The sequence below is a fragment of the Streptomyces sp. NPDC017225 genome (genome assembly GCF_044331465.1).
Taxonomy (GTDB): Bacteria; Actinomycetota; Actinomycetes; order Streptomycetales; family Streptomycetaceae; genus Streptomyces.
The window spans coordinates 251,293-269,752 of the sequence record NZ_JBIRNE010000003.1 but is presented as its reverse complement, the minus strand read 5'-3'; the positions used below and the strand labels follow the sequence as shown (position 1 = coordinate 269,752).

Annotated in this window: 16 protein-coding genes and 1 riboswitch; of the genes, 11 read left to right on the top strand and 5 right to left on the bottom strand. The window is 70.8% G+C overall.

Annotated features, from left to right (window positions below):
* Positions 1-171 precede the first annotated feature (171 nt).
* Both ACH4NX_RS08445 and ACH4NX_RS08440 read right to left on the bottom strand, forming a co-directional pair.
* Complete coding sequence (locus ACH4NX_RS08445) at positions 172-1,692, bottom strand: hypothetical protein (protein ID WP_351392328.1); 1,521 nt, start codon at positions 1,690-1,692, stop codon at positions 172-174.
* Between the two features lie 113 nt (positions 1,693-1,805).
* Positions 1,806-2,015, bottom strand: coding sequence for a hypothetical protein (locus ACH4NX_RS08440; protein WP_351392325.1), 210 nt, complete (start codon positions 2,013-2,015; stop codon positions 1,806-1,808).
* Positions 2,016-2,148: 133 nt separating this feature from the next.
* Between ACH4NX_RS08440 and ACH4NX_RS08435 the strand changes: the two genes are divergently transcribed.
* The gene (locus tag ACH4NX_RS08435) at positions 2,149-3,123 is read left to right on the top strand and encodes a carbohydrate kinase family protein (protein ID WP_351392322.1); all 975 of its coding nucleotides are present in this window, start codon (positions 2,149-2,151) and stop codon (positions 3,121-3,123) included.
* Positions 3,124-3,259: 136 nt separating this feature from the next.
* Here the strand turns inward: ACH4NX_RS08435 and ACH4NX_RS08430 are convergent, their stop codons facing one another.
* On the bottom strand, positions 3,260-4,642 hold the full coding sequence (locus ACH4NX_RS08430) for a cysteine desulfurase/sulfurtransferase TusA family protein (RefSeq protein WP_398127740.1): 1,383 nt from the start codon (positions 4,640-4,642) through the stop codon (positions 3,260-3,262).
* Between the two features lie 323 nt (positions 4,643-4,965).
* Here ACH4NX_RS08430 and coxB point away from each other — a divergent pair, with 323 nt between their 5' ends.
* The 4 genes from coxB (at position 4,966) to ACH4NX_RS08410 (ending at position 9,460) form a co-directional block, all read left to right on the top strand.
* Entirely contained in the window at positions 4,966-5,925 is a 960-nt protein-coding gene (gene coxB / locus ACH4NX_RS08425) for a cytochrome c oxidase subunit II (RefSeq protein ID WP_351392316.1), read from the top strand.
* A complete protein-coding gene (ctaD, locus tag ACH4NX_RS08420) occupies positions 5,922-7,658 on the top strand; it encodes a cytochrome c oxidase subunit I (RefSeq protein WP_351392313.1) in 1,737 nt (578 codons plus the stop codon). Before coxB ends, ctaD begins: the two co-directional genes overlap by 4 nt.
* Entirely contained in the window at positions 7,655-8,053 is a 399-nt protein-coding gene (locus ACH4NX_RS08415) for a cytochrome c oxidase subunit 4 (RefSeq protein ID WP_351392310.1), read from the top strand. Before ctaD ends, ACH4NX_RS08415 begins: the two co-directional genes overlap by 4 nt.
* Before the next feature lie 129 nt (positions 8,054-8,182).
* On the top strand, positions 8,183-9,460 hold the full coding sequence (locus tag ACH4NX_RS08410) for an Ig-like domain-containing protein (RefSeq protein ID WP_351392307.1): 1,278 nt from the start codon (positions 8,183-8,185) through the stop codon (positions 9,458-9,460).
* A 47-nt stretch (positions 9,461-9,507) separates the two neighbouring features.
* Here ACH4NX_RS08410 and ACH4NX_RS08405 read toward each other — a convergent pair whose 3' ends face one another.
* Positions 9,508-9,909: a hypothetical protein gene (locus ACH4NX_RS08405; protein WP_351392305.1), complete on the bottom strand. Its 402-nt coding sequence runs from the start codon at positions 9,907-9,909 to the stop codon at positions 9,508-9,510.
* Between the two features lie 199 nt (positions 9,910-10,108).
* Between ACH4NX_RS08405 and ACH4NX_RS08400 the strand changes: the two genes are divergently transcribed.
* From ACH4NX_RS08400 to ACH4NX_RS08375, 6 genes are all read left to right on the top strand, one after another.
* The gene (locus ACH4NX_RS08400; RefSeq protein ID WP_279563209.1) at positions 10,109-10,729 is read left to right on the top strand and encodes a heme-copper oxidase subunit III; all 621 of its coding nucleotides are present in this window, start codon (positions 10,109-10,111) and stop codon (positions 10,727-10,729) included.
* A 65-nt stretch (positions 10,730-10,794) separates the two neighbouring features.
* Complete coding sequence (locus ACH4NX_RS08395) at positions 10,795-11,604, top strand: c-type cytochrome (protein WP_351392301.1); 810 nt, start codon at positions 10,795-10,797, stop codon at positions 11,602-11,604.
* Positions 11,601-12,659, top strand: coding sequence for a Rieske 2Fe-2S domain-containing protein (locus ACH4NX_RS08390; RefSeq protein ID WP_398127739.1), 1,059 nt, complete (start codon positions 11,601-11,603; stop codon positions 12,657-12,659). Before ACH4NX_RS08395 ends, ACH4NX_RS08390 begins: the two co-directional genes overlap by 4 nt.
* Entirely contained in the window at positions 12,656-14,317 is a 1,662-nt protein-coding gene (locus ACH4NX_RS08385; RefSeq protein ID WP_345595794.1) for a cytochrome bc complex cytochrome b subunit, read from the top strand. Before ACH4NX_RS08390 ends, ACH4NX_RS08385 begins: the two co-directional genes overlap by 4 nt.
* A 131-nt stretch (positions 14,318-14,448) precedes the next feature.
* Positions 14,449-15,513 (top strand): anthranilate phosphoribosyltransferase, encoded by a 1,065-nt coding sequence (gene trpD / locus ACH4NX_RS08380; RefSeq protein WP_398127738.1) that lies wholly within the window; start codon positions 14,449-14,451, stop codon positions 15,511-15,513.
* A 79-nt stretch (positions 15,514-15,592) separates the two neighbouring features.
* Positions 15,593-15,709, top strand: a riboswitch (SAM riboswitch).
* A gap of 181 nt (positions 15,710-15,890) precedes the next feature.
* Positions 15,891-17,294: an aminotransferase class V-fold PLP-dependent enzyme gene (locus ACH4NX_RS08375; RefSeq protein ID WP_351392292.1), complete on the top strand. Its 1,404-nt coding sequence runs from the start codon at positions 15,891-15,893 to the stop codon at positions 17,292-17,294.
* On the opposite strand, the gene ACH4NX_RS08370 is transcribed toward ACH4NX_RS08375, so the two are convergent.
* Complete coding sequence (locus tag ACH4NX_RS08370; protein ID WP_351392516.1) at positions 17,213-18,451, bottom strand: glycerate kinase; 1,239 nt, start codon at positions 18,449-18,451, stop codon at positions 17,213-17,215. The genes ACH4NX_RS08375 and ACH4NX_RS08370 overlap by 82 nt on opposite strands.
* Positions 18,452-18,460: the final 9 nt, after the last annotated feature.

The window sequence follows — 18,460 nt, the reverse complement described above, 5'->3', positions numbered from 1 at the left end:
TGGTCGGTACACCCCCCCCACCACCCCCACGCGAATACTAACCCCCCCCTCCACCTTTACCCACCCCCCCCGCCCCCCCCCCCCCCCCCGCGCGGCGGGGGGGCCGGGGGGGCGCCCCCCCCCCCCCCCCCCCGCCCTCTTGTCCGTCCGTCCGCCTGGGTGAGCGTGCCGTCACCGGTTCCCGGACGGCGCGGGCAGCCGCGCGCCCGGCTTGTGCACCGGGATCTCCTCGCCGTCCGGGCCCACCACCGTCCGGTCGCCGAGCGGCTCGTCCAGCGGCACCGTCCGCTCGTACTCCTTGGCGATCAGGATGCAGACCTTCTCCGGACGCGGGGTCTCGGTCACCGTGACCGTCACCTTCTCCCCGCTCTCCTTCACCGTGGCCTCGTAGTCGGAGCACACCCCGCCCGTGAAGTGCGCGGTCAGCTCCCCGCCCTCGGCCGTGTAGCCGCTCACCTGTACGTTCCGCGGGTCAGCCGGCGCCGAGGACGGCTCGTCGGACGGGGACGGCGCGGGCGAGGCGGGGGCCGCGGTGGTCAGGTACCGCGGGTCGACCGCCGGATACGTGACCGTGACGGCCTCCTTGGAGCCCGGCGCCCGCACCTCGAACAGCCAGGACGGCACCAGCGTCTGCCGCCCCCGCACCGGATGCGCGGCCAGCCCGAACACCGCGTCCTCGACCGTGACCGTCTGCTTCCGCGGCTTCTCCGGCGTGCCCGTCGGCGGGGCGCAGGGCAGGTCCGCGCCGTCCTGGTGCGGAACGGGGCTCGCGCAGCCGCCGATGCCGGACCCGGAACCGCCGTCCGGCGCGTTCAGCAGCGTCAGCGTCTCCTCGGCGCCCAGGACGGGGTACGTGTCCCCCTTGACCGGCGTCTTCACCTGGCCGCTGCCGCCGACCACGTCGCCCCGCGCGCCGACGACCACACCGGTCGTCCACCCGTACGTGGGCAGCCCGCCGACCTCGGGCTCGGCGTTCACGGCCCGCCGGGCGCCCATGACCTGGCCCGCGTCCAGCTTGGCGTCGTCCTGGCCCAGCGCCTTCAGCACCGGCGCCGCCGCCTTCTTCGCGGCCGCCTCGCTCACCGGGCTCCCGTCGGCGGACGGGGCCTTGCACACGGCGCCCTTCTTGCAGTTGTCGGTGCCCGGCGCGTAGCGGTGGAAGGTCCAGGTGCCCGGCGCCTGCCGGTTCACCGTGAGCAGGGGCCCGGAACCGTCCTTGGCGTTGCCGACCTTCCAGGCCTCGCCCTGGACCCGAGGCGCCCCGCCGACTCCCAGGGCCCCGGCCAGCCGGGCCACCTCCGCCTCGGTGACCTCGCCCTTCGCCCGGTACACGGGCGCCGAGCCGGGACCCTCGGGGAGGGCGCCGTCGGCGCGGTAGGTGACGCCGTACGGGTCGGGCTCTCCGGGGGCGATGCCGTTCACACCGTCCTGGCCGCCCTTGGAGGGCGCCCCGCGGCCGTCCAGGGCGAGCGGCGGGGGAGTGTCGTCGCCGGATGCCCCGGAGGCCGTACCGCCGTCCGCGCCGCCGTCGGAGGCGGACGCGGCCAGATAGGCCCCGCCGGTCCCCACGAGCAGCACGGCGGCGGCCACGGACGCGACGGCGACGGCCGGGGGACGCCGCCGCGCGGGACGCCCGGTACCGGCCTCGTCGGCGGCGGTGGCGTCGTCGTTGTCGGGTCGCTCGGTGTTCACCGCATCGCTCCTTCGGCTGTTACTGGGGACAGCGATGGGACGCGGTGGAGGTGGATCCGGTTCCCGGCGACGCCACGCGTCGCCCGAACGGCCGCGAAGCCGCCCGGCGGCGCTCAGTCGCCGTAGTCCGACATGGCGTCCAGCAACCGGGCCGACGTCCGCGGCACCCGCACGCCGTGGAGGAGCGAGACGGGGACGGGACGGGCGGAGGCGTCGGCCGGAGCCTCCCAGCGCGGGGCCATCCGGGCGCAGTCGCCGCGCAGCGACGCCAGGTCGCCGTCCAGGTCGGCCGGGGCGGGGTCGGCGGTCCTCAGGTTCGTCATAACAGAACCGTAGGCACGTTCCGGACCGCGAAGAAAGTTGTACTACCGGGTAGTTTTGCCTGCTTCGGGCCGGGGGCACTCCCGGGTAGCGTGAACTGTCAACCCGCCTCCCCCTCAGGAGAGAGTCCACGCCGTGCGCATCGCAGTCACCGGCTCCATCGCCACCGACCACCTCATGACCTTCCCCGGTCGCTTCTCCGACCAGCTCGTCGCGGACCAGCTGCACACGGTCTCGCTCTCCTTCCTGGTCGACCAGCTCGACGTGCGCCGGGGCGGCGTCGGGGCGAACATCGCCTTCGGCATGGGCCAGCTCGGCACCCGGCCGATCCTCGTCGGCGCCGCCGGCTCGGACTTCGACGAGTACCGGGCCTGGCTGGACCGGCACGGGGTCGACACCGGCTCGGTGCGCATCTCCGAGACCCTGCACACCGCCCGCTTCGTCTGCACCACCGACGCCGACCACAACCAGATCGGCTCCTTCTACACGGGCGCGATGAGCGAGGCCCGCCTGATCGAGCTCAAGACCGTCGCCGACCGGGTCGGCGGCCTCGACCTGGTCTCCATCGGCGCCGACGACCCGGAGGCGATGCTCCGGCACACCGAGGAGTGCCGCACGCGGTCCATCCCGTTCGCCGCCGACTTCTCCCAGCAGATCGCCCGGATGAACGGCGACGAGATCCGGATACTGCTGGACGGGGCGACCTACCTCTTCTCCAACGAGTACGAGAAGGGGCTCATCGAGACCAAGACCGGCTGGACGGACGAGGAGATCCTCGGCCGCGTCGGCCACCGCGTCACCACCCTCGGCGCGCGGGGCGTCCGCATCGAGCGGGCCGGCGAGGAGAGCGTCGAGGTCGGCGTACCGGACGAGGAGCGCAAGGCCGACCCCACGGGTGTCGGCGACGCCTTCCGCGCGGGGTTCCTGTCCGGACTGGCCTGGGGAGTGTCCCTGGAGCGGGCCGCGCAGGTCGGGTGCATGCTCGCGACCCTGGTCATCGAGACGGTCGGTACGCAGGAGTACCAGCTGCGGCGGGTGCACTTCATGGAGCGCTTCACCAAGGCGTACGGCGACGAGGCGGCGGCCGAGGTCCAGGGGCACCTGGGCTAGAGGGCGGCCCGGCGGCCACGGGGGAGGCCCCCGGGAGCGACGCCGGGCGCGGGTGCGTGGGGCCGGTCGAGGTCACGCGGCCGAGCCGCACATCGACACAGCCCCCGCGCCCCTGCCCGGCGGCAGCTCACCGGCGTCAGCTCACCCGGCGGACCAGGTACGCGATGCCCCTCTCCGCCGGCTGCTCGCCCCCGTACTCCTGCCCCCGCATCTCGCACCACGCCGGGATGTCCAGCCGGGCCGCCTCGTCGTCGGACAGGACGCGGACCGTGCCGCCGACGGGTACGTCGCCGATGACCTTGGCCAGTTCGATCACCGGAACGGGGCAGCGCCGGCCCAGCGCGTCCACGACCAGGTCCGCGCCCGTGACCCGGGCACTCTCCCCGGCCACCGGCGCCCCCAGCTTCTCCCGCACCGCGGCCACCGTGCCCGGCAGCACCTCCAGGAACCGCTCGACCTCCTCGGCCGGCGTCCCCGGCGGCAGCGACACCCGGACGTTGCCCTCGCTGAGCACCCCCATCGCCTTCAGGACGTGACTCGGCATCAGGGTGCCGCTGGTGCAGGACGAGCCGGAGGAGACCGAGAAGCCCGCGCGGTCCAGCTCGTGCAGCAGAGTCTCCCCGTCGACATAGAGACACGAGAAGGTGACGGTGCCGGGCAGCCGGCGCACCGGATCGCCGACCACCTCCACATCCGGCACCAGGGCCGGCACCCGGGCCCGGATCCGCTCCGTCAGTTCCCGCAGCCGGGCCGCCTCCCCGGCCGCCTCGGCCCGCACCGCCCGCAGCGACGCCGCCGCGGCCACGATCGCCGGAAGGTTCTCGAAGCCGGGCGCCCGGCCCGACTCCCGCTCGTCCCCGGGCCCTTGCGGCGCGAACCGCACACCCTTGCGTACGACGAGCAGCCCGACCCCCGACGGGCCGCCCCACTTGTGGGCGCTCGCGGTGAGCAGCGACCAGTCGCCCGCCACCTTCCCCCAGCCCAGCGACTGGGCCGCGTCCACCAGCAGCGGCACGCCCGCCGCCCGGCAGGCCTCGGCCACGTCCGCCACCGGCTGCTCGGTGCCCACCTCGTGGTTGGCCGACTGGAGACAGGCCAGCGCGGTGTCGTCGCGCAGGGCCGCCGTGTACGCCGCCGGGTCCACCGCCCCCGTCCGGCCCACGGCGACCTGGGTGAGCGTCCCGCCGCCGGCCTCGTGCGCTTCGGCCGCATGGAGTACGGAGGAGTGTTCGACGGCGGACACGATCAGGTGACGTCCCGCGCGGCGCCGCCCGGCCAGCGCCCCCGCGACGCCCGAATGCACCGCCCGCGTCCCCGAAGGGGTGAACACCAACTCGTCCGCCCGGCACCCCACCGCCTCGGCCGCCGCCTCCCGCGCCGCGTCGAGCAGCAACCGTGCCCGCCGCCCCTCCCGGTACAGCCGTGCGGGGTCGGCCCACCCCTCGTCGAGGGAGGCCAACAGGGCCTGTCGGGCGACGGGATGGAGGGGAGCGGCGGAAGCAGCGTCGAAGTAGGCCACACGGCAACGCTATGACCCCCGGCGGGGGAGTGCCGACCAGGGGTGCGGGACCGCGCCGATATCCGGCTCCGCCGCGCGGGCGCGACCGGCCACGACGCACCGTCAGTCCCCGGACAACCCCCGGTCCCGGCTTCGTGGGCGCCCGATCCCACCCTTGGGAGTGACCGACGGCGCGTATGCCACCCTCCCCGCGAACCCCCGAAGTGCGTCGGCTAGGGTTTGGTCCGCATAAACATCAAACCCCTGCCCGACGCAGGGCGGCGACCGACCAGCGAGAAGGCCGCAGCCGAACAGCGCGGGCGAGACTCTCGGGAAGGCGCTACGTGAGTCCCAACGGCTCCGACCGCTCGCCGCGGCGCCCCATGCGGCGGAAGCTGCTGCAGGCACTGACCGCGGGCCTGGTCCTGGCGACCGCCACCGGTTGCACATGGGAGGACTTCCCCCGCCTCGGCATGCCCACCCCCACCACGGAAGAGGCTCCGCGGATCCTCTCCCTGTGGCAGGGATCGTGGGCTGCCGCGCTGGCCACCGGCGTGCTGGTGTGGGGCCTGATCCTGTGGAGTGTCTTCTTCCACAGGCGCACCCGCACCAAGGTCGAGGTCCCTCCGCAGAACAGGTACAACCTGCCCATCGAGGCGCTGTACACCATCGTTCCACTCGTCATCGTCTCGGTGCTGTTCTACTTCACCGCCCGTGACGAGTCCGAGCTCATGAGCCTGGAGGACAAGCCCGACGTCACGGTCAACGTGGTCGGCTTCCAGTGGAGCTGGTGCTTCAACCACGTCGAGAACGTCGAAGGTTCGTCCGGCGACGCCAAGACCTCCAAGGAACTGGCCGCGATCCCGGACCGGTTCAAGAACGACTTCCCGGCGAACGCCGGCGGCGTCCACGACTGTGGTGTCCCCGGCACGCGGAACCCGCAGAACAACAACCCGGGCCCGACCCTCTGGCTCCCCAAGGGCAAGAAGGTCCGCTTCGTCCTGACCTCGCGTGACGTCATCCACTCCTTCTGGGTGGTGCCGTTCCTCATGAAGCAGGACGTCATTCCGGGCCACACCAACGCCTTCGAGGTGACCCCCAACAAGGAGGGCACCTTCATGGGCAAGTGCGCCGAGCTGTGCGGCGTGGACCACTCCCGGATGCTGTTCAACGTCAAGGTCGTCTCCCCGGAGCGCTACGAGCAGCACCTCCAGGACCTCGCGAAGAAGGGGCAGACCGGTTACGTTCCCGCCGGCATCGCGCAGACGAGCCACGAGAAGAACCGGGAGACGAACAACCTGTGAGCATCCTCAACGAACCCCAGGGTGCCTCGGCAGCGGAGGACTCGTACGAGAACGAGCTGCCGGTACGGCGCAAGCAGCCCGGCAACGTCGTGATCAAGTGGTTGACGACCACTGACCACAAGACGATCGGCACGCTGTATCTGGTGACGTCGTTCGCGTTCTTCGTGATCGGCGGCGTGATGGCGCTGCTCATGCGCGCCGAGCTGGCCCGTCCGGGCCTGCAGATCATGTCGAACGAGCAGTTCAACCAGTCGTTCACTATGCACGGCACGATCATGCTGCTGATGTTCGCGACGCCGCTGTTCTCGGGCTTCGCGAACTGGATCATGCCGCTGCAGATCGGCGCCCCGGACGTGGCGTTCCCCCGGCTGAACATGTTCGCCTACTGGCTGTACCTGTTCGGTTCGCTCATCGCGGTGGGCGGCTTCCTGACCCCGCAGGGCGCGGCCGACTTCGGCTGGTTCGCCTACTCCCCGCTGTCCGACGCGGTGCACTCGCCGGGCATCGGCGGTGACCTGTGGATCATGGGTCTGGCCTTCTCCGGCTTCGGCACGATCCTCGGCTCGGTCAACTTCATCACCACGATCATCTGCATGCGCGCGCCCGGCATGACCATGTTCCGCATGCCGATCTTCACCTGGAACGTGCTGCTGACCGGTGTGCTGGTCCTGCTCGCCTTCCCGGTGCTGGCCGCGGCCCTGTTCGCGCTGGAGGCGGACCGCAAGTTCGGTGCGCACATCTTCGACTCGGCCAACGGCGGAGCGTTGCTGTGGCAACACTTGTTCTGGTTCTTCGGGCATCCAGAGGTGTACATCATCGCGTTGCCGTTCTTCGGCATCGTCAGTGAGATCATCCCGGTCTTCTCCCGCAAGCCGATCTTCGGCTACATGGGTCTGATCGCCGCGACGATCGCGATCGCCGGTCTGTCGGTGACGGTGTGGGCCCACCACATGTACGTCACGGGCGGCGTGCTGTTGCCGTTCTTCTCCTTCATGACCTTCCTGATCGCGGTCCCGACCGGTGTGAAGTTCTTCAACTGGATCGGCACCATGTGGAAGGGGTCGTTGTCCTTCGAGACACCGATGCTCTGGTCCACCGGCTTCCTGATCACCTTCCTCTTCGGTGGTCTGACCGGTGTCATCCTGGCCTCGCCGCCGCTGGACTTCCACGTCTCGGACTCGTACTTCGTGGTGGCGCACTTCCACTACGTGGTGTTCGGCACCGTGGTGTTCGCGATGTTCGCCGGCTTCCACTTCTGGTGGCCGAAGTTCACCGGCAAGCTGCTGGACGAGCGACTGGGCAAGATCACTTTCTGGACGCTGTTCATCGGCTTCCACGGCACCTTCCTGGTCCAGCACTGGCTGGGCGCCGAGGGCATGCCGCGCCGGTACGCCGACTACCTGGCGGCCGACGGCTTCACCGCCCTGAACACGATCTCGACGATCAGCTCGTTCCTGCTCGGCATGTCGCTGCTGCCGTTCTTCTACAACATCTGGAAGACGGCCAAGTACGGCAAGCCGGTCAACGTGGACGACCCGTGGGGCTACGGCCGTTCGCTGGAGTGGGCGACCTCCTGCCCGCCGCCGCGGCACAACTTCCTCACGCTGCCGCGCATCCGCAGTGAATCCCCCGCCTTCGACCTGCACCACCCCGAGGTCGCCGCGCTCGACCAGCTCGAGAACGTCGGTCACGGGGAGAAGGCCCTCGCCGGCGGCAAGGAGGCCGGGAAGTGAAGATCCAGGGCAAGCTCTTCATCTGGCTGAGCGTCTTCATCCTGGCCGTCGCGATCGTCTACGGCTACTGGTCGATGGAGCCGGTCGGCACCACGGCCCTCTTCATGGCCTTCGGCCTGGCCATCATGATCGGCTTCTACCTGGCCTTCACGGCCAGGCGGGTCGACGTGGGCGCCCAGGACAACAAGGAAGCGGACGTCGCGGACGACGCCGGCGAGATCGGGTTCTTCAGCCCGCACAGCTGGCAGCCGCTGGCGCTCGGGATCGGCGGAGCCTTCGCCTTCCTGGGCGTGGCGGTCGGCTGGTGGCTCCTGTACTTCTCGGCTCCGATCCTGCTGATCGGTCTGTTCGGCTGGGTCTTCGAGTACTACCGCGGTGAGAACCGCACCCAGTAGCACGCGCCGAGCGCCGAGGGGCCCGGACACTCCGTCAGGAGCGTCCGGGCCCCTTCGTCTGCCGCACCCGCCTCACTCGTCCGGGTTACCCGCCGTGCCGCCATTGACGTCGCTCCCTAGCGTGAGGTCATGAGCAACACGGTTCACTTCCAGGCGCGGGGGCGTACGGTCGTCGGCTGCACCCTGCTGGTGATCGCTCTCGGCGCGAGCGTCACCGCCTGCACCGGCGGCGACGACAACCCGCTGTCCGCCGCGCCGTACGACGCGGCCGGGCAGATCTCCTTCAACGGCCCCACCGAGGCCGGGAAGAAGGCCGACCCGGACAAGCCCCTGGAGGTCGTCGCCGAGGGCGCCGACGGGCGCATCACGGACGTCACGGCCATGGACGCGGCGGGGCGCCACGTCGCGGGCGAGCTCTCCGCCGACGGAGCCCGCTGGCACAGCACCACCCCGCTGGCCGCCGGCGCCAGCTACACGGTGCGGGTCAGCACCGAGGACGGCGACGGCGCGCCCGGCCGCAAGGTCCTCACCTTCGAGACCGGCCGGCCCAGCACCAAGAAGACCCTGGACGTCTCCTTCGGGCCCGAGGCGGGCGCGTACGGCGTCGGCCAGCCCGTCACCGCGGAACTGAGCCAACCGGTCGCGGACCCGGCCCAGCGCGCCATAGTGGAGCGCGCCCTGAAGGTGGACTCCACGCCCGCGGTGGAGGGCGCCTGGCACTGGGTGGACGACAAGAAGCTCCACTACCGGCCCAAGGAGTACTGGCCCGCCCACGCCACCGTCCAGGTCCGCAGCACCCTCGACGGCATCAAGATCGGCGACCGGATGTGGGGCGGCACCGCCAAGCCCCTCACCATCACCACGGACGACCACGTCGTGGCCGTGACCGACGCCGCCGCGCACACGCTGACGGTCTACCGGGACGGCGAGGAGGTCAGGCAGATGCCCGTCACCGCGGGCAAGCCCGGCTTCGAGACCCGCAACGGCGTCAAGGTCGTCCTGGCCAAGGAACCCTTCGTACGCATGCGCAGCAGCACCGTCGGCATCGCCGAGGGCTCCTCGGAGTCGTACGACCTGCCCGTGTACTTCGCCACCCGGGTCACCTGGAGCGGCGAGTACGTGCACGCCGCCCCGTGGTCCGTCGGTTCGCAGGGCGCGGCCAACGTCAGCCACGGTTGCGTCGGCATGAGCACCGCCGACGCGGAGTGGTTCTTCGACACCGTGCAGGAGGGCGACCTCGTCGAGGTCGTCAACTCAGGTGGCGAGACGATGGAACCCTTCGGCAACGGCTTCGGCGACTGGAACCTCGACTGGACCAAATGGCGCACGGGAAGCGCCCTTACGGGTGGTACCCCGAACGGCCAGGGCACGGCGGAGCAGGCCAGGCTGAGGCCGCAGAGCGTCTGACCGCGCCCCCATGAGCGGGCGGGCGCCCCCGGCCCCGCCGGGCGCCCCTAGACGCCCTCCAGCCTCTTCTGGCGCAGCAGCGAGGCCAGCGCGCCCGCGAACTCCACCGGCTCCACCGGCAGCGTCACAGCCGCCTCGGCGCGGCTCCACGTCGCCAGCCACGCGTCCTGCGGCCGTGCGATGAGCAGCAGCACCGGCGGGCACCGGAAGACCTCGTCCTTGATCTGGCGGCACAGGCCCATGCCCCCCATGGGCACCGCCTCGCCGTCGAAGACGCAGACGTCGATCCCGCCCTTGTCCAGCTCCTTGAGCGCGGCGGCCACAGTGGCGCACTCCACGAACTCGACCACGGGCACGTCCGGAGCCGGCCGGCGACCGGTCGCCAGCCGCACCTGCTCGCGGGTGTTGGAGTCGTCGCTGTAGACCAGCACCGTGGCGGTCGGCTGCATGCTTCCTCCGATACGCAGTGAAACAGTCGTAGCCCGTCGCGCCGGATGCTACTCCCTCGAACACCTCGTCAACACTGGTTCGGACAGGGCTTCGACACGGCTTCGAGGGCCCGTTCGATGGGCCATACGGGCAGTACAGACGGTGCGGACACTCCGAACGGCACCCCCCGGGGTGAGGGCGGGATAAGCGACCGACATAATGTCGGTCGTGGCGACAGCAACGACAGTAGAAACCGGGCACGCGCACCCGTCGGTCAACCGGCCGAACCTCACCAGCGTCGGAACCATCATCTGGTTGAGTTCCGAGCTGATGTTCTTCGCGGCCCTCTTCGCGATGTACTTCACCCTGCGATCGGTGACCGGCCCGGACTTCTGGTCCGAGAAGGCCGACGCGCTGAACCTTCCGTTCTCCGCGACGAACACCACGATCCTGGTGCTTTCCTCCCTCACCTGTCAGCTCGGCGTGTTCGCGGCCGAGCGCGGTGACGTGAAGAAGCTCCGGATGTGGTTCATCGTCACCTTCGTGATGGGTGCGATCTTCATCGGCGGTCAGGTGTTCGAGTACACCGAGCTGGTCAAGCACGAGGGCCTCTCGCTCTCGTCGGACCCGTACGGCTCGGTGTTCTACCTGACCACCGGCTTCCACGGACTGCACGTGACGGGCGGCCTCATCGCCTTCCTGCTGGTCCTCGGCCGCACCTACGCGGCCCGGAGGTTCACCCACGAGCAGGCGACCGCCGCCATCGTCGTGTCCTATTACTGGCACTTCGTCGATGTGGTCTGGATCGGCCTGTTCGCCACGATCTACCTGATCAAGTAGTCGCGGCGCGCACCCGCGCAATACCAGAAGCATCGACGCAGAAGATCCTGACACCGGGGTAATCCGTGAAAAAGCTCTCCGCACGACGACGCCACCCGCTGGCGGCGCTCGTCGTCCTACTCCTCGCGCTGGCATGCACAGGGGGGCTGTACGCCGCGTTCGCACCCGCGAGCAAGGCGCAGGCCGATGAAACCGCCCAGTCCCTCGCCATCGACGAGGGCAAGAAGCTCTACGCCGTCGGCTGTGCCAGTTGCCACGGCACCGGGGGTCAGGGCACCACCGACGGTCCGAGCCTGGTAGGCGTCGGCGCCGCCGCCGTCGACTTCCAGGTGGGCACCGGACGTATGCCGGCCCAGCAGCCCGGCGCACAGGTCCCGCGCAAGAAGGTGATCTACTCCCAGGCCGAGATCGACCAGCTGGCGGCCTTCGTCGCCTCGCTGGGCGCCGGCCCGGCCGTCCCGTCGGCGGAGAAGTACGGCCCCCAGGGTGCGGACATCGCCAAGGGCGGTGAGCTGTTCCGCAACAACTGCGCGCAGTGCCACAACTTCACCGGCAAGGGCGGTGCGCTGACGCACGGCAAGTACGCGCCGACCCTTGAGGACGTCGACCCGAAGCACATCTACGAGGCCATGCAGACCGGCCCGCAGAACATGCCTTCCTTCCCCGACAGCACGCTGACGGAGCAGAACAAGAAGGACATCATCGCCTACCTGGACGCGGTCAACTCGGACGACACCGTGAACCCCGGCGGTCTCTCGCTCGGCGGCCTCGGGCCGGTCAGTGAGGGCCTCTTCGGCTGGATCTTCGGTCTCGGTGGCTGCATCGCCGTCGCCGTGTGGGTCGCCGCTCGGACCGCAAAGGCCAAGAAGTCATGAGTAGCCAAGACATTCCAGAAGAGAACCTGCCTGCCGAGCAGGGCCGCACGCACGGCGTGCCGAAGCCCGCGGACGAGAAGCACCCGTTCGCGGACCCGGGGCTGCCGCCCCACGAGCACCGGATCCAGGACATCGACGAGCGGGCCGCCAAGCGGTCCGAGCGCACGGTCGCCCTGCTGTTCACGCTGTCGATGCTGGCCACCATCGGCTTCATCGCCTCCTTCGTGGCGATCCCGCACGACGAGGCGGTCTACGTCTGGCCGCTCGGGCACATCAACGCGATGAACCTCGCGCTGGGCCTGACCCTGGGCGTGGCGCTGTTCGCCATCGGCGCGGGCGCCGTCCACTGGGCGCGCACCCTGATGTCCGACGAGGAGGTAGCCGACGAGCGGCACCCGATCGAGGCGTCGCCCGAGACCCGTGCGAAGGTCCACGCGGACTTCAAGCAGGGCGCCAAGGAATCCGTGATCGGCCGGCGCAAGCTGATCCGCAACACGATGTTCGGGGCGCTGACGCTGGTGCCGCTCTCCGGCGTCGTCCTGCTGCGCGACCTCGGCCCGCTGCCCGGGACGAAGCTCCGCCACACGCTGTGGTCCAAGGGCAAGCTGCTCGTCAACATGAACACGAACGAGCCGATGCGTCCGTCGGACATCGCGGTCGGTTCCCTCACCTTCGCCAAGCCCGAGGGCCTGGAGGAGCACGACCACGGCTTCCAGAACGAGATCGCCAAGGCGGCCCTGATGATCATCCGGCTGGAGCCGGAGGCCATCAAGGACAAGCAGGAACTCGAGTGGTCGCACGAGGGCGTCGTGGCGTACTCGAAGATCTGCACCCACGTCGGGTGCCCGATCTCGCTGTACGAGCAGCAGACGCACCACGCGCTGTGCCCCTGCCACCAGTCCACCTTCGACCTTGCCGACGGTGCCCGGGTGATCTTCGGTCCCGCCGGGCACCCGCTGCCGCAGCTGCGGATCGGCGTGAACGACGAGGGCTACCTCGAAGCGCTCAGCGACTTCGAGGAGCCCGTCGGTCCTGCATTCTGGGAGCGCGGATGAGTACTGCAGCCAGCAACCCGAACCCGTCCGCCGGCGCATCGGCGGACCGGTCGCGCGGAAAGGCCCCGGCCGGCGAACGTGTCGCCGACTGGGCCGACGGCAGGCTCGGGATCTACTCCCTGGCCAAGGCCAACATGCGCAAGATCTTCCCGGACCACTGGTCCTTCATGCTGGGCGAGATCTGCCTCTACAGCTTCATCATCATCATCCTCACGGGTGTGTACCTGACGCTGTTCTTCCACCCCTCGATGAACGAGGTGGTGTACCACGGCTCGTACGTCCCGATGCAGGGACAGCTGATGAGTGAGGCGTACAAGTCGACGCTCGACATCAGCTTCGACATCCGGGGTGGTCTGCTGATCCGGCAGATCCACCACTGGGCGGCGATCATCTTCCTCGCCGGCATGTTCGTGCACATGATGCGCGTCTTCTTCACCGGCGCGTTCCGCAAGCCACGTGAGATCAACTGGCTGTTCGGCTTCCTGCTGTTCGTCCTGGGCATGTTCACCGGTTTCACCGGCTACTCGCTCCCGGACGACCTGCTCTCCGGCACCGGTGTCCGCTTCACCCAGGGCGCGATCCTGTCCGTGCCGATCGTCGGTACGTACATCTCGATGTTCCTGTTCGGCGGGGAGTTCCCCGGGACCGACTTCGTCGCCCGGTTCTACTCGATCCACATCCTGCTGCTGCCGGGCATCATGCTCGGGCTCGTGGTCGGCCACCTGATCCTGGTCTTCTACCACAAGCACACGCAGTTCGCGGGTCCCGGCAAGACCAACAAGAACGTCGTCGGCATGCCGCTGCTGCCGGTGTACATGGCGAAGGCCGGAGGCTTCTTCTTCCTGGTCTTCGGTGTCATCGCGGCCATCGCCGGCCTCGTGGCGGTCAACCCGATCTGGTCCATCGGCCCCTACCGGCCGGACATGGTCTCCACGGGCGCCCAGCCCGACTGGTACATGGGCTTCGCCGAGGGCCTGGTCCGGGCGATGCCCGGCTGGGAGATCAACTTCTGGGGTCACACGCTGGTCCTGGGCGTCTTCATCCCACTGGTGATCTTCGGCATCTTCCTGATGCTGATCGCCCTGTACCCGTTCATCGAGTCCTGGGTGACCGGGGACAAGCGCGAGCACCACATCCTGGACCGGCCGCGCAACGCCCCGACCCGGACCGCGTTCGGTGTGGCCTGGGTCACCGCGTACATGATCATGCTGATCGGCGGTGGCAACGACATCGTCGCCACCCACTTCCACCTGTCGATCAACGCGGTCACCTGGTTCGTGCGGATCGGGTTCTTCCTCGGGCCGGTCGTCGCCTTCGTCGTCACCAAGCGGATCTGCCTCGGCCTGCAGCGCCGGGACAAGGAGAAGGTGCTGCACGGCCGCGAGTCGGGCATCATCAAGCGCCTGCCGCACGGTGAGTTCATCGAGGTGCACGAGCCGCTCAGCCAGGAGCAGCTGCACACGCTCACGGCGCACGAGCAGTACAAGCCCGCCGAGATCGGCCCCACGGTCGACGAGAACGGCGTCGAGCGCAAGGTGAAGAGCACCGAGAAGCTCCGCGCCAAGCTCAGCGAGGCCTACTACGGCGAGGACGCGCAGATCCCGAAGCCGACTGTCGAGGAGTACAAGGAGATCACGAGCGGCCACGGCCACCACTGACCCTCCAGCGTCGCCACACCACGGTCGAAGGGCCCCGTCCGATCCTCGGACGGGGCCCTTCGCCCTGCCCGGGGCTGGATAGGGTGGGAGCACACTCCCTTCCCACCACACACACGATGCAGGAGCGGCTCATGAGCGCTGTGACCCCCGCTGGAGGCGACATCGCGGCGGGCCGCTCCTGGCCCGCCGTGCTGAACAAACTGCTGGACGGCCACGACCTCTCCGCGGACGACACCGCGTGGGCGCTGGACGTGATCATGCGCGGCGAGGCGACCGACGCGCAGATCGCCGGCCTCGCGGTGGGCCTCCGCTTCAAGGGGGAGACGGTCGAGGAGATCTCCGGTCTCGTCCGCACCATGTACGAGCACGCCAACGTGATCGAGGTGCCGGGGGAGACGGTCGATATCGTCGGCACCGGCGGCGACGGCGCCAAGACGGTCAACATCTCCACCATGTCGGCGATCGTCGTGGCCGGCACGGGGGCGAAGGTCGTCAAGCACGGCAACCGGGCCGCCTCCTCGGCGTCCGGGGCCTCCGACGTCCTGGAGAAGCTCGGGGTCAATCTGGAGCTGACGCCGAGACGGGTGGCGGAGGTCGCCGAGGAGGCCGGCATCACCTTCTGCTTCGCCGTGAAGTTCCACCCGGCGCTGCGCCACGTGGCGGCGGCCCGCGGCCAGCTGGGTATCCGCACGGTGTTCAACTTCCTGGGCCCGCTGACCAACCCGGCCAGGGTGAAGTCCCAGGCGATCGGGGTCGCCCACGCCCGGATGGCGCCGATCATCGCCGGTGTCTTCGCCGAGCGCGGCCACTCGTCCCTGGTGTTCCGCGGCGACGACGGCCTCGACGAGCTGACCACGACCTCCACCTCCAGGGTCTGGGTGGTGCGGGACGGCCGGGTGACCGAGGAGAGCTTCGACCCGCGGGACGTCGGCCTGGAACTGGTGCCGGTCGAGGCGCTGCGCGGCGCCGACGCCTCCTACAACGCCGACGTCGCCCGCCGCCTGCTGGCCGGCGAGGTGGGCCCCGTACGGGACGCGGTGCTGCTGAACTCGGCGGCGGCCCTGGTGGCCCTGGCGCCCGGCGAGGCGCCGCTGACCGAGCAGCTCCGGGCCGGCATGGACCGGGCCGCCGAGGCGATCGACTCGGGCGCCGCCAAACGGGTGCTGGACCGCTGGGTGGCCGTGAGCAACGCGTAACGCCCTCCCGTGTGACGTGCGTCCCGCGATCCGGACCCGGGTTGCGGGGCGCCGATCTTTTCCCGTACGTTCCTGTGCAGGTCATGAGCGACAGTCATTCGGCCCCGGCCGACTGTCCGGCAACCCTCCGTCCGTGGCGGGGTGCCCCGGGTGAAGACCAGGCCGTAGGCAGCGAGGTCTGCGGCAAGCGCGGACCCCTCGCACTCTTCCGAGTGATCAGCCCAGGGGTCCTGGTCGTTCGAGGGAGCCTCCCGTGAACCAGCGAATGCGATAGGGCCGCAGAGCCCCGCCTCCGCATCCCCCTTTCTTCTCCGTCCCCACGCTCGAGCCGCCGCGGTTCGCGTGGTGACGGCACCTGCCTTCACGGGAGTACACCCATGTCCGTCTCCACCGCTGCCGTCGACCAGTCCCTTTGTGCCCCTCTGCCGGTTCTGGGGCGAGATGTCACCGTCCCGCTCGTCACCGGCGGCGAGGTCGCCTACGCCGCTCTCGACTACGCCGCCAGCGCGCCCGCGCTCCAGCGGGTCTGGGACGACGTGGCGGCCTACGCCCCGTACTACGGCAGCGTGCACCGGGGCGCCGGGTACCTGTCGCAGCTGTCGACCGACCTGTTCGAGAACGCCCGCGGGACCGTCGCCGGGTTCCTCGGCTGCCGGGACGGCGACCAGGTCGTCTTCACCCGGTCCACCACCGACTCCCTCAACCTGCTCGCGGGCGCGCTGCCCGACGGCTGCCGGGTCTTCGTCTTCGAGACCGAGCACCACGCCTCGCTGCTGCCCTGGCGGGGCGCCGACGTGACCTGCCTGGACGCCCCGCGCACTCCCGCGCAGGCCGTCGAGACGCTGGAGCGCGCCCTCGCCGCCCGTGAGCCGTACGGGCCCGCCCTGGTCTGCGTCACCGGCGCCTCCAACGTCACCGGTGAGCTGTGGCCGGTGCGTGAACTGGCCGCCGCCGCGCACGCGCACGGCGCCCGGATCGTCCTGGACGCCGCCCAGCTCGCCCCGCACCACCCGGTCTCCGTGGCCGACCTGGACGTGGACTGGGTCGCCTTCTCCGGACACAAGCTCTACGCCCCCTTCGGCTCCGGGGTGCTGGCCGGCCGCGCCGACTGGCTGCGCGAGGCGGAGCCGTACCTCGCCGGGGGCGGCGCCAGCCGCAGCGTCACCCGGCGCGCCGACGGGGGCGTGGACGTGGAGTGGCACGACAGCGCCGCCCGGCACGAGGCCGGGTCGCCCAACGTCATCGGCGCCTATGCCGTCGCCTCCGCCTGCAAGGCGCTCACCGAGGCCGGGTTCGACAGCCTGGTCGCCCGCGAGGAGCACCTGATCCGGAAGGTACGGGAGGGACTCGCCGAGGTGCCCGAGGTGCGGACCCTCTCCCTCTTCGGTGACGACGCCCCCCGCGTCGGCGTGCTCTCCTTCGTCGTCGAGGGCTGGAACAGCTCGCACTTCGCCGCCGCGCTCTCCGCCGAGTACGGCATCGGCGTGCGCGACGGTCTGTTCTGCGCCCACCCGCTGGTGCGCACCCTGCTCGGCGGTGACCCGCAGGCGCAGGGCGAGTGCGGCGCCCCCGAGGCGGCGCCCGGCGAGAAGTCCCTCAACGCCATCCGCGTGAGCTTCGGCGCGGGCACCCCGGACGAGCACGTCGAGCGGTTCGTGCACGCCGTGCGGGAGCTGGTGAGCGACGGCGCCCGGTGGAACTACCGCACCGAGGACGGCCGCTGCGTCCCCGACACCACCTCCGCCGACACGTCCGGCGCCGAGACGGCTTCCGCCGTCTGAGCGGCCCGGCCCGGCAGCCGCGACCCCAGCAGGATCATCCGCAGCGCCCGCTCCGTGGCGTCCGTGAGCAGCTCGGCGGCGCGCAGCAGCGCGTCCGCCAGGGCCATCGGCGCCGGCATGATGCCGTGGCAGGCGTCCACCCCCGGCACCTCGTGCGCGCCCTCGCCGAGCGTGCCGGCCAGGGCGAGGACGGGACGGCCGTAGAGCTTGGCGCGGCGGGCGACCTCGGCCGGGACCTTGCCGCGCGGCGTCTGGTGATCCAGCGCCCCCTCGGCGGTGAGCACCAGGTCGGCGCGGGCCAGGCGGGCGTCCAGGTCGAGGTGGTCGAGCAGCACGTCGAAACGGGGCAGCAGCCGGGCCCCGACGGCGGCCAGCCCCGCGCCCAGCCCGCCGGAGGCGCCGGTGCCGGGGCCGTGGCGCAGGTCGGTGCCGGTGACACCGAGGTCGCGGGTGAGGACGCGCGCCCAGTTCTCCAGCCCGGCCGACAACTCCTCGACCTGCGCGGGCGTCGCCCCCTTCTGCGGGCCGAACACCCGGGCCACGCCGCGCTCTCCGCACAGCACGTTGAACGGGTTGCAGGCGACGAGCAGTTCGGTGTCCTTGAGCCGGGTGTCCAGCCCCGACGGGTCGATGCGGGCGAGGCGGGTCAGCTCCCGCCCGCCGGGTGGGAGTTCGAAGCCGTCGGCGTCCAGCAGCCGCGCCCCGAGCGCCTGGAGCGCGCCCGCGCCCCCGTCCGACGTACCCGAGTCGCCGCAGCCGATCAGGACCCGCCGTACGCCGGTGTCGAGCGCGGCGCGGATCAGCTCGCCGACGCCGTACGTCGTGGTGGCGCCCGGGTCGCGCAGGGCGCGGGGGACCAGGGACAGTCCCGCGACGGCCGCCATCTCCACCACCGCCGTGTCCTGGGCGCCGAGCAGCGCGAAGTGGGTGCCGACGGGTTCACCGACCGGCCCGGTGGCGGCCAGCGCGACCAGCCGGCCGCCGGTCGCGGCGGCCAGCGCGACGGCCGTGCCCTCGCCGCCGTCGACGAGCGGGATCAGGTCGATCTCGGCGTCCGGCAGGACCCGGCGGACGCCCGCCGCGATGGCGTCGGCGGCGGCCTGGGCGGACAGGGACTCCTTGAAGCCGCTGGGGGCCACGACGACGCGGTCCAGCAGGGAGGGCAC

What these genes read in the sequence shown, in the direction of transcription:
- ACH4NX_RS08440 (WP_351392325.1), bottom strand. Translation starts at nt 2,015, where the DNA reads ATGACGAACCTGAGGACCGCCGACCCCGCCCCGGCCGACCTGGACGGC.
- ACH4NX_RS08410 (WP_351392307.1), top strand. Translation starts at nt 8,183, where the DNA reads ATGAGCAACACGGTTCACTTCCAGGCGCGGGGGCGTACGGTCGTCGGC.
- ACH4NX_RS08405 (WP_351392305.1), bottom strand. Translation starts at nt 9,909, where the DNA reads ATGCAGCCGACCGCCACGGTGCTGGTCTACAGCGACGACTCCAACACC.
- ACH4NX_RS08400 (WP_279563209.1), top strand. Translation starts at nt 10,109, where the DNA reads ATGTCGGTCGTGGCGACAGCAACGACAGTAGAAACCGGGCACGCGCAC.
- ACH4NX_RS08390 (WP_398127739.1), top strand. Translation starts at nt 11,601, where the DNA reads ATGAGTAGCCAAGACATTCCAGAAGAGAACCTGCCTGCCGAGCAGGGC.
- ACH4NX_RS08385 (WP_345595794.1), top strand. Translation starts at nt 12,656, where the DNA reads ATGAGTACTGCAGCCAGCAACCCGAACCCGTCCGCCGGCGCATCGGCG.
- trpD (WP_398127738.1), top strand. Translation starts at nt 14,449, where the DNA reads ATGAGCGCTGTGACCCCCGCTGGAGGCGACATCGCGGCGGGCCGCTCC.
- ACH4NX_RS08375 (WP_351392292.1), top strand. Translation starts at nt 15,891, where the DNA reads ATGTCCGTCTCCACCGCTGCCGTCGACCAGTCCCTTTGTGCCCCTCTG.